Raw genomic sequence first — 9,621 nt, 5'->3', positions numbered from 1 at the left:
CCATTCCTCTTTTAACAAGCCATAAATAACATGATTTACATAACGACCATTTAACCATTGATTATCTCTAATTACACCTTCTTTTGTAAAACCCAATCTCTCGGGAACAGCCTGACTTTTTGAATTTTTTTCAGCACAGGTGATTTCAACTCTATTCAATTCCAATACATCAAAAACATAGTCAATAATAGCTTCACATGACTTAGTTATAATACCATTACCCTGATAATCTTCCCCAAGCCAATAACCAATTTCAGTCTGTCTATCTTCCCAGTCAATTTCATGTAATGCTATTACTCCAACAAGTTCATTTTTATACCAGATTCCTACCTGAAATCCATCATTTGAAGCAAATTGTTTTCTCGAATTATGAATAAAATCTTTTGAATCACTAATATCTTTTGTTTTATCAACCCAATCCAACCATTCTCTAAGATAAAATCTATTTGAATTAATTAAATTTAATAATTCCACTGCATCATTAGGATTAAATAATTTTAAATATATATCCTTATCTACTTTATAATAAAACATTTATTCCCCTCCATTTACTTTTTCTATAGTATCTTTCCATTTTTCCTTCTATATTATAACCTATTCATCTCCTGGAATTGGATATAGTCTCCCACTATCATTTTCTGCATAATCTTTTAATTTATTTAATTCAGACTCAGTTAATTCTAAGAAATTTTCATTATTCTCTATTATATTTAATGCCTTTTTAAACATCCTTAGTGAACCGGGGCTTACGGCAGTATCTACATCCTGTGATAAAGTAAATTTTAATGCCAATTCTGCAAGTTCTTTATTATCATATAAGGGTTTATACCAGGTATCAAAATCATTTCTATTTTCACCATCATTCCACTGCCTATGAGCAAGTGCTTTAATGGCCATAATTCCTTTATCAGTTTCCTTTGCTTTTTCAATTACAGTTTTACCCTGTTTTTCATTATACCAATAATTCCAATTTATTGGAAACATTACTGTATCAAAATCAAAGGCCTTCATTAAGTGAATAGCTGCCCATTCACTATGAGCAGAAAAACCTATATTTTTTATTAACCCTTCATCTTTTGCTTCTTTAATAGCTTCCAGGGGACCACCGGGCGCAAGGGCTTTTCCAACTGCTGAATAATCTGTCACTTCATGTAATTGATAAACATCAAAATAATCTGTTTTCAATAATTCTAAGGATTTTTTAATATCTTCTTTAACCTCTTCTTTGCTCTTATCAGGTTCAGTTTTACAGGTTAAAACGACATTATCACGATATGGTTCTAAGGCTGGTCCTAAAATATTTTGTGCATTTCCATAAGTTGGACCAACGTCAAATAAATTAACTCCTTTTTCTATAGCTTCAGCAACTATCTTATCAGCTTTACATTGTTTGGTATTATTTAACATTATTCCTCCAAAAGCAATCACTGAAACTTCAAGACCTGTTCTTCCTAAATTTCTGTATTTCATTTAGTAACACCTCTCAATTTTTATAATTTCAATTTATAATGAAGCAAATTATCTTTAAAAATAGTTTCTACTTTATTTTTTTCAATAAAATAGCTTAAAAATGACATAATACAGGCTCTGGTAATAAAATGATTGGGAATACCTTCAGTTATATTAAATTTAATATTTATTTTTTCAATTATTTTTTCCAGATTTAAAGGTTTTTCTTTTAAAATATCCAGTACTAAATTTAATAAATGTTCAACTTTATTTAGATTTAATTTAACTGCATCTGAAAAATCTTTTTTTATAATATTACCATGAGAAGGAACATAAATATCCATATTATTATTTTTAGATAATTCCTCTATTTTTAAAATTGATTCTCTAAATTTTTCTATATCATAAAAATATGGAATTTTAATCTGTTCTATAATACTGGGGGCCAGCATTGCATCTCCACCATAAAGTACCTTATCTTCAGTTAAAACCCCAATATGACTCCTGCTATGACCTGGTAAATTAATAATTTTAAATTTATTATTTTCTAAATTTAAATAATCACCTTTGATTTCATTAACTTCCATCCCATCTAGACCAGTTGCCAGAGCTGAAATAGGCTTAGCAGCAGTCAAAAAACTATGAGTAGAATCTGGAAATTTAATAAAAGTTTTTTCATAAGCCGAAGCAAAAACTTCAAGAGAAAAATTTTCAGCCAGTAATTCATTAGCTCCAAAATGGTCAATGTGACCATGAGTATTAATAATATATTTTACATTTAATCCCTCTGCTTTTAAAAATTTTAGTAACTTTTCAGCTGTTTTCCCTGGATAGGAAGTATCAATTAATAAACAATCTTCATCATTAAACATATATACTCCTATATTTGTAGAATTTTTTATAATATAACTTCTATTTTTTAGTTGAACTAAATCCATTATTATATCTCCTTTTTTGGCTCTACATTCTTTTTTTTCTTTTTATTCCTATACATTATATTATCAGCTATTTTATAATATTTATCAAATTTTTCATCTTTACTCTTAACAGTAGAACAACCTAATGAAATGTTAATTTTTTGGGGTAATTCTTCAAGATCATTAGTTTTTTCAAATCTTTCTTCTATTCTTTCACATAACTCTTTTACTATATTTTCATCAGTTTCAGGTAAGATTATAGCAAATTCATCTCCACCAACTCTTGCTACAATATCCTGGTCTCTAAAAATTTTCTTTAAGATTTCTGCAGTTTTTTTTAGATATTTATCACCAATTTGATGTCCATACGTATCATTAATTTTTTTTAAATCGTCAAGATCACCTATAATAATACTAATAGGATATCTTCTTGAATTTTTAAATCTATTTATTGCTAAATCCAAATATCTTCTATTACATAAATTAGTTAATTTATCTTTATAAGAAAGTTTCTTTATTTTTTCTTCAGATTTTTTTCTTTTATCTATATCAATATAAATACCCAAAATTCTTAGAGGATAATCCTTATCGTCGCGTGCATAAACTCTCCCTACATTTTTCACCCAAATCCAGTCACCATTTTGAGTTTTTAAACGATATTCTAATTCAAAATGATCTTTTTTTCCATTTACTATTTTTTCTATTTCTTCTTTTAATCCATTTTTATCATCAGAATATACATTATCTATAATAGATTCAATTCCTTTGTTTAGTTGATCTTCTTTCCAATCAATCAATTCTAAATCTCTAGAATCAAAAGGAATAAAACCATCATTTTGATTCCATTCCCAGACATCAATTTTAGCCCCACTAATTGCTAATTTAAATTGTTCATTCATAGCAGTTAATTTTTGATTGCTTTCCTTTAATTTTTCTTGCTGTTTTCTTAAATTTCCAATATATTTTTTTAAGAGAAAATAAAAAATCAATGCTGTAACTAAAACATAAAACGTGCCTTTGTATGTTTGAATCTTATTAAATTGTTCTATATCATTTGTTAAAGCTAAAAGGAGGTCATCGGAAAAATATATCCAGCTTAAGCCAATAATTATATAAATAAAAATAATTCTTTTTTCTTCTTTAAAATTAAACAAAAAATGACCCCCCTTCCTAAAAATTTTATTTTACTTATTTAAAAGTATCTCCTTCAGGAGGAACTATACATATCCATTCAAAATCTTTTTCCCCTTCATTTTTAAAGAAATGTTTTATTTCGGGAGGAACAAATAAATAGCTATCTTCTTTCAATAAATGTTTTTTACCTTTAATAGTAACACTTCCTGTACCATTTAGTACATAAATCCAGTGAGGCCAATCATGACTATGTTCATATGTCTGACCCTCTTTTTCCATTGTAAATACTCTCATTACATGACTATCCCAATTTTTTTCAGGGCTAAATACTATTCTCTTTTCAGTATTTTGTGCATGTTTATCATCAACTTTTTTTGCTTTTATTTCTTTTCTATTTCCAATCATGGCTTCCATATTATAACCCCCTATAATTTTTAATAAAAAAAGATCTCTTCTTCTTCAATACTTAAAATAAATATGAATAAAGAACAGATCTTTTAAAGACAAATTTGTAATTTTTACTATATATTAATTATAATATATTAAAAAAATCTTTGCAATAGACTATTCCAACTGAAGTTAATTTTTTATCTTACAAAACTTATATTATAACTTTCTAGTTTATACCAGGTAAATGGTTTTTGGTCAATCATCCAGGTAATATCTATTAGATTAGGGATTTTTAATCCATCTACCTCAGTAAATCCTTTAATCTCTCCAATACACGGAATTCTTTTAGCATCTTCATCTGTTTCTTTATAGCGAAGACTTTCTATTTTTTTAAGAGATCCATCTTCGTTAAAATAAAAATCAGATTCCACTGAGATATCCTGATAAGTTAAAGTTGCTTTGGCAATATTACTATTTATTTCTTCCCAATGTATATAATCCTCAATGGCTGCTGTAGGGTACCAGGGTATTTCCATTAAAAATCTATGCATTGAAGATTCATTAATTTTTTTATTATTTTTTTCATTAACAACAGGAATTAGAGAGGCAATTCGTATTTCCATGGCCCCTTCACCATTATTAAAAAGATCTCTTCCTTTAATATTAAGTATTTTAAACATTGGAATATCAACCTGCCATAAATAGCCAGGTCTATCCACTCTTATATCTTGTTCTGCTTCAGGTTCATACCATTCTTTTTGATCTGGATTTAATTTCATTTTTCCTTTTTGAGATAAAGTGACTGCTTTAATTTTTTTTTGACCTAATACTCCAACCTCTTTTAACCATTTTTGTACAACAAGTGGAAGTTCTTTTATATCATCTTCTACTATCAGTTCAGTATCTTCTTGATTTTTATTTAGCCCATCCATTAGAATATTTTTTTCTCTTGAAATTCTTTTATTCATTTGTAAATTTCCAATAAAAAAAACAACAATAATAATTAAAATTAATCCAATTAAAATAGCCCACCAATAATTAATTAACATACTTTTCATGTATATATTACCTCCTAATTTTTTTACTTAATTACTAATTCACTGTCAATACAAAAAATCCTTTTAAATAAAAAAAACTCTGCCTTCTAATAGAGAAAGCAGAGATTATTAGTAATAATTTTTATTATTTTAATCTAATTTTTTAACAGCTTTTTCAGCAGCTTTAACTAAAAGATTATGGGCTGGATAAAAAGATTGATATGGTTGAGAAGAATAGTTAAAATCTAATAAACGATCAACCTTAATCCCATATTGAACAGCCATTGTTATTTTGTCAACTTTGTCTGTTACCGGTTCTCCACTTATAACCTGTCCTCCGAGCACCTTGCGATTATTTTTATTTATTATTAGTTTCATTTTTACATCTTTTGCAAAAGGCATAATTGGAAAAGCAGTAGTAAATTCTGATTCTGCAGTAATAATATCAAATTTATCAGATGCTAACCTTTCAGATAAACCAGTTCCCCCTACATAATATTTTCCAACTTTTGTGGCAGCACCATTATAAAAGCCTTCATAACTTCTATTTCCTCCAAGCAAATTAGTAGCAAGTACTCTTCCCATAGCTACAGCATTAGTAGCCAATTTACCAGAAGTAACATTTCCAGTTATAGCACATTCATATTGAACACAATCTCCTACTGCATAGACATCTTCAATATTGGTTTTCATTTTTTCATTTACTATTATTCCATCTTTTCCAATATTTAAATTACTATCTTTTACAAAATCTACATTTGGGCTCATCCCAATTGCAAAAACTACAAAATCACTTTCAACTTCCTTATTTCCTTCCAAAATTATAGATTTCACTTTAGAATTACCTTCCAATTTTTCTACCTTACTATCAAGGTAAAGGTCAAGTCCAAGTTCATTTAATTCTTCACCTGCTTTTTTTGAAATATCTTCATCAAGTAAATTAGGAAGTACACTGGGCATCATATCAATTAAATTTGTATTTATTCCTTTTTCATTCAAAGCTTGAGCAAGCTCAATGCCAATTGCTCCTGCTCCCACCACAGATGCATTTTTAATATCATTATCGACAATATCTAAAATTTTCTCCAAATCATTTTCTGTTTTGAAAGTCATTACATTTTCAAGCTCTGCTCCAGGAATAGACGGTAAAATTGGATCTGCACCTGTTGCAATTATAAGTTCATTATACCCATATTCATTATTTTTTTCTGTTTTTACAATTTTATTCTCAAAATCAATATCTACCGCTCTATCTCTAATCAATTCTGCTCCGGTTTCTGTAACAATAGAATCACTCTTTAAAGTTTTTTCATAAGGAAGTAAATCTTCAATTACATAAGGCATTGCACAATAAATCATAGAATGATCTTCAGGTCTAATAATTCCAACATCTCTTTTGTTTTTTATATTTTTTGCCAGCGTAATTCCTGCAGGTCCTCCACCAATTACTAAAATATCATGTTTTTGCAAAATAATCCCTCCAATATTGTTATATTAATATATTTATATATTTTCAAATAGCGATATAAATTATAATATATTTTTTTACATATGTCAATAATATTGAGGAATTAATTGATAATCATTTTCATTTTTTTAAATCCTGTAAATATATCTGGTCAAATTTATTACTCCCTTTTAATTTTTCATATTTTTCTATTGCTTCCCTATAACAATTATCACATACTAATTTTGGAATAGATATCACTTTTATTTTATTACTATTATAACGACTTTTCCCGGCTTCAGAATCAATTATTAAATAACCCTGACAATCAGAACATACTCTAACCTTTTCTTTTTGGCTTTCATTAATTCCCGAAGTATCATAAAATATATTTTTATTACGCGTGTAAAATTCAGAAAAATCTCCATAAATTTCTTTAAGATTCGCTTTATTGCGTTCTTTCCAAATTTTTTTCAACTTATTTATTGTTTCTTTTATCTCTTGAGAGATTTTAGTTCCCTGTTTTAAAATTTCTTTATTATAATCCGGTTCTTCCACAAAACTATAATCCAAACCTGCCATGGCTAAAATCAAACCTACATTTATATATGGTAAAGCACTTTCTATTGAGTAACCCCCCTGTAAAATTGCTAAATCAGGGTCTAAAAGATCATTCATTCTAGCATAACCTCTAGAAGATATTTTCATGTTAGTTAAAGGATCTGAATAATGATTATCCTGTCCGGCAGAATTTATAACTAAATCAGGATTGAAATCATCTAGTACTGGTAATACAAATTTGTTAATTACAGATAATAAACCTTGATCAGTTGTTCCTGGAGGTAAGGGAATATTTAAAGTTTTTGCATAAGCAGTTGGACCTCCCAATTCATTAATAAAACCTGAACCTGGAAAAAGTGTTCTTCCATCCTGATGAAGTGAAATGTGTAAAACATTAGGGTCATGATAAAATATTTCCTGAGTTCCATCCGCATGGTGGGCATCAGTGTCAATAAATGCAATCTTTTTTTCTGGATATTTATTTCTTATTGATTCAACCATAATTGCTTCATTATTAATATTACAAAAACCTCTGGCCCCATGTACAACACGGTGTGCATGATGGCCCGGGGGACGAACAATTGCAAATGCTTTATCAACTTCACCTTCCAGAACTAAATTAGCAGCCTTAATTGCAGCCCCTGCTGAAATTTTATGAGATTTAGAAGCAACCTTATCAACAGAAGGCACACATATATTGGCCCTTTTTATTTCTTTATCAGTAGCTACTCTTGGGTTGTATTCATAAATACCTTCTATATCTAATAAACCCTCTTCAAAAACCTGATCTCTTGTATATAGTAATCTTTCTTTTCTTTCTGGATGAGTTGGAGAGATTTCCCAATCAAATGCAGGAAAAAAGATAAGGCCAACTTTATTTTCTGCTTTTAATTTTTTTGTATTTCTCATAGTATTATATTTCCTCCTTTTAAATCAGCAATTAGTCCAGGTTTTACTTGGGCTTTAATTTCCATTATTTTTCCAAGGGTTCTAAAGTTTCTAATTATATTAAAACTTTCTCTAGAAATAATTTCTATTGGATATTCTTCACTTTTAAATCTTTTAATAGTCCATTTTTTAGCTAATTTTTCTGCTTTATTAATATCAAAATAATCATCTTTTATATTACGATGAATTCCAGCTTCTACAATATTTAATTTTCCTCTGGCTGTATCTGCTCTAACAGTAGTTTCAAGGGTAGGATGAGAAAAAGCAACTCCCAGAGCATTAGCTACTTTAGAATGGGCAGGAATAATAGGATTATAATTAAGCTTTTCAGCTATAATTTCCACAATTGAACTTGCTGGCCCCCCAATTCCTATTAAAAATTTTGGTTTAATCTCTGGATTATCTAATAACTCAGAAATAGTATAGACAGGCTTATTTCTCAAATTTTCTAAAATATTGTTAATTGTATTTTTAATCTTATTAGATACTCTTTCAATTATAATTTCTGCAAATCTTTGTAAAGTAAGTTTTTCATATTCTGTATTTGCTTTTAATGATATGAGAGCAGACTTGGATTTTTTAAGATCAAAATCAATACTTTGACTTTCCCTTTTATTAATCTTTTCTAAAACTAATAAGGCATCTGTAGGAGTTGGTGCCGGTCCTCCTAAGGCAGCTGCAGCACCTCTTCTTTGTGGACCAATATTAATTTTTTCATTTTTTATATATACTTCACTATCTCCTCCTACTGGAATTGAAACACTATATAAGCCTCTTATTAAAGTTGGAAAACCATTTATATTAATACCTTTAGGCATAAATACAGGCTCACCATTTATAAAGAGTCCAATATCAGTTGTAGTTCCTCCTATATCTATAGCTACACCTGTATCATTACTATTATTTAAAGTCATTGTCCCCATTATACTGGCAGCTGGACCGGAATTCACTGTTTTAATTGGTATTTTTCTTGATTTATCTACAGCAATAGTACCTCCATCAGATTTTAACAAATACATATTTGCTTTTATATTTCTCTTTTCTAATGATTTTTCTATAGAATTAATAAAATTTTGATGAACACTACTAACAGCAGTATTATAATATGCAGTAATAATTCTACGATTAAAATTCAAATTTCCTGATAACTTATGTCCAAGTGTTACAGTTTTAAAATTATAATTTCCAGCATTAATTATATCCTTTATCTTATTTTCCTGAACAGGATTACGAACTGAAAATTTACCAACTATAGCTATTTTATCTATATCTTTTTCTTTGAATTCTTTTAAAGTATTTATTACTTCTTTTTTTGATATTGACTTAACTTCATTACCACGATGATCTATATAACCATCTAATATATAATTTTCTTCCCCATATTTAAAATATTCTGGATTAACCCCTGGGCCAGGTATCAAAATTAATCCTACTGGATCATATTTGTCTTCATAAATAACATTAGTTATCAGAGTAGTACTTAAAACCACTCTTTCAATTTGTTTATTATTAATACTTTCAGTAAGCTTATCAATAATTTTTAAAATTGACTTTTCTAAATTATCATGGTCAGTTATCACTTTTTCAGTAGATTTAATATTATATTGCAGTTCAGAGCCTGTAATTTCTTTTTTTACAAGAACTCCATCTGTATGGGTTCCTCCAACATCTATTCCTAAAATCATTAAATCACTCCTTTTTTACTCTCTTCAAAATATATTATATAAAATTTTATAAA

At 28.2% G+C, this 9,621-nt stretch carries 9 protein-coding genes; all 9 read right to left on the bottom strand.

What is annotated here, in order from left to right:
* Positions 1 to 534, bottom strand: a 534-nt coding sequence (locus tag VJ881_04815; protein HKL75370.1) for a GNAT family protein, incomplete at its 3' end; no start/stop codon positions are given.
* Positions 535 to 594: 60 nt separating this feature from the next.
* The gene (locus VJ881_04810) at positions 595 to 1,470 is read right to left on the bottom strand and encodes an aldo/keto reductase (protein HKL75369.1); all 876 of its coding nucleotides are present in this window, start codon (positions 1,468 to 1,470) and stop codon (positions 595 to 597) included.
* A 20-nt stretch (positions 1,471 to 1,490) separates the two neighbouring features.
* Entirely contained in the window at positions 1,491 to 2,387 is an 897-nt protein-coding gene (locus VJ881_04805) for an MBL fold metallo-hydrolase (protein ID HKL75368.1), read from the bottom strand.
* A gap of 2 nt (positions 2,388 to 2,389) precedes the next feature.
* Positions 2,390 to 3,520, bottom strand: a complete 1,131-nt coding sequence (locus VJ881_04800) for a sensor domain-containing diguanylate cyclase (protein HKL75367.1) — start codon at positions 3,518 to 3,520, stop codon at positions 2,390 to 2,392.
* Positions 3,521 to 3,554: 34 nt separating this feature from the next.
* Entirely contained in the window at positions 3,555 to 3,914 is a 360-nt protein-coding gene (locus tag VJ881_04795; protein ID HKL75366.1) for a cupin domain-containing protein, read from the bottom strand.
* 173 nt (positions 3,915 to 4,087) lie between these two features.
* Positions 4,088 to 4,948, bottom strand: a complete 861-nt coding sequence (locus tag VJ881_04790) for a DUF6544 family protein (GenBank protein ID HKL75365.1) — start codon at positions 4,946 to 4,948, stop codon at positions 4,088 to 4,090.
* Between the two features lie 129 nt (positions 4,949 to 5,077).
* A complete protein-coding gene (locus VJ881_04785) occupies positions 5,078 to 6,397 on the bottom strand; it encodes an FAD-dependent oxidoreductase (protein HKL75364.1) in 1,320 nt (439 codons plus the stop codon).
* Between the two features lie 118 nt (positions 6,398 to 6,515).
* Positions 6,516 to 7,844: a histone deacetylase gene (locus VJ881_04780; protein ID HKL75363.1), complete on the bottom strand. Its 1,329-nt coding sequence runs from the start codon at positions 7,842 to 7,844 to the stop codon at positions 6,516 to 6,518.
* On the bottom strand, positions 7,841 to 9,568 hold the full coding sequence (locus tag VJ881_04775) for a hydantoinase/oxoprolinase family protein (GenBank protein ID HKL75362.1): 1,728 nt from the start codon (positions 9,566 to 9,568) through the stop codon (positions 7,841 to 7,843). The genes VJ881_04780 and VJ881_04775 overlap by 4 nt, the downstream gene beginning before the upstream one ends.
* Between the last annotated feature and the right edge of the window lie 53 nt (positions 9,569 to 9,621).

The organism is Halanaerobiales bacterium (genome assembly GCA_035270125.1).
Lineage (GTDB): Bacteria > Bacillota > Halanaerobiia > Halanaerobiales > DATFIM01 > DATFIM01.
Note: the sequence above shows the minus strand (reverse complement) of the source record. Positions and strands in the feature narration are given on the sequence as shown.

Bases quoted from the DNA above. Each gene is read 5' to 3' on its own strand.
- VJ881_04795 (HKL75366.1), bottom strand. From the start codon at position 3,914: ATGGAAGCCATGATTGGAAATAGAAAAGAAATAAAAGCAAAAAAAGTT.
- VJ881_04810 (HKL75369.1), bottom strand. From the start codon at position 1,470: ATGAAATACAGAAATTTAGGAAGAACAGGTCTTGAAGTTTCAGTGATT.
- VJ881_04805 (HKL75368.1), bottom strand. From the start codon at position 2,387: ATGGATTTAGTTCAACTAAAAAATAGAAGTTATATTATAAAAAATTCT.
- VJ881_04775 (HKL75362.1), bottom strand. From the start codon at position 9,568: ATGATTTTAGGAATAGATGTTGGAGGAACCCATACAGATGGAGTTCTT.
- VJ881_04790 (HKL75365.1), bottom strand. From the start codon at position 4,948: ATGAAAAGTATGTTAATTAATTATTGGTGGGCTATTTTAATTGGATTA.
- VJ881_04780 (HKL75363.1), bottom strand. From the start codon at position 7,844: ATGAGAAATACAAAAAAATTAAAAGCAGAAAATAAAGTTGGCCTTATC.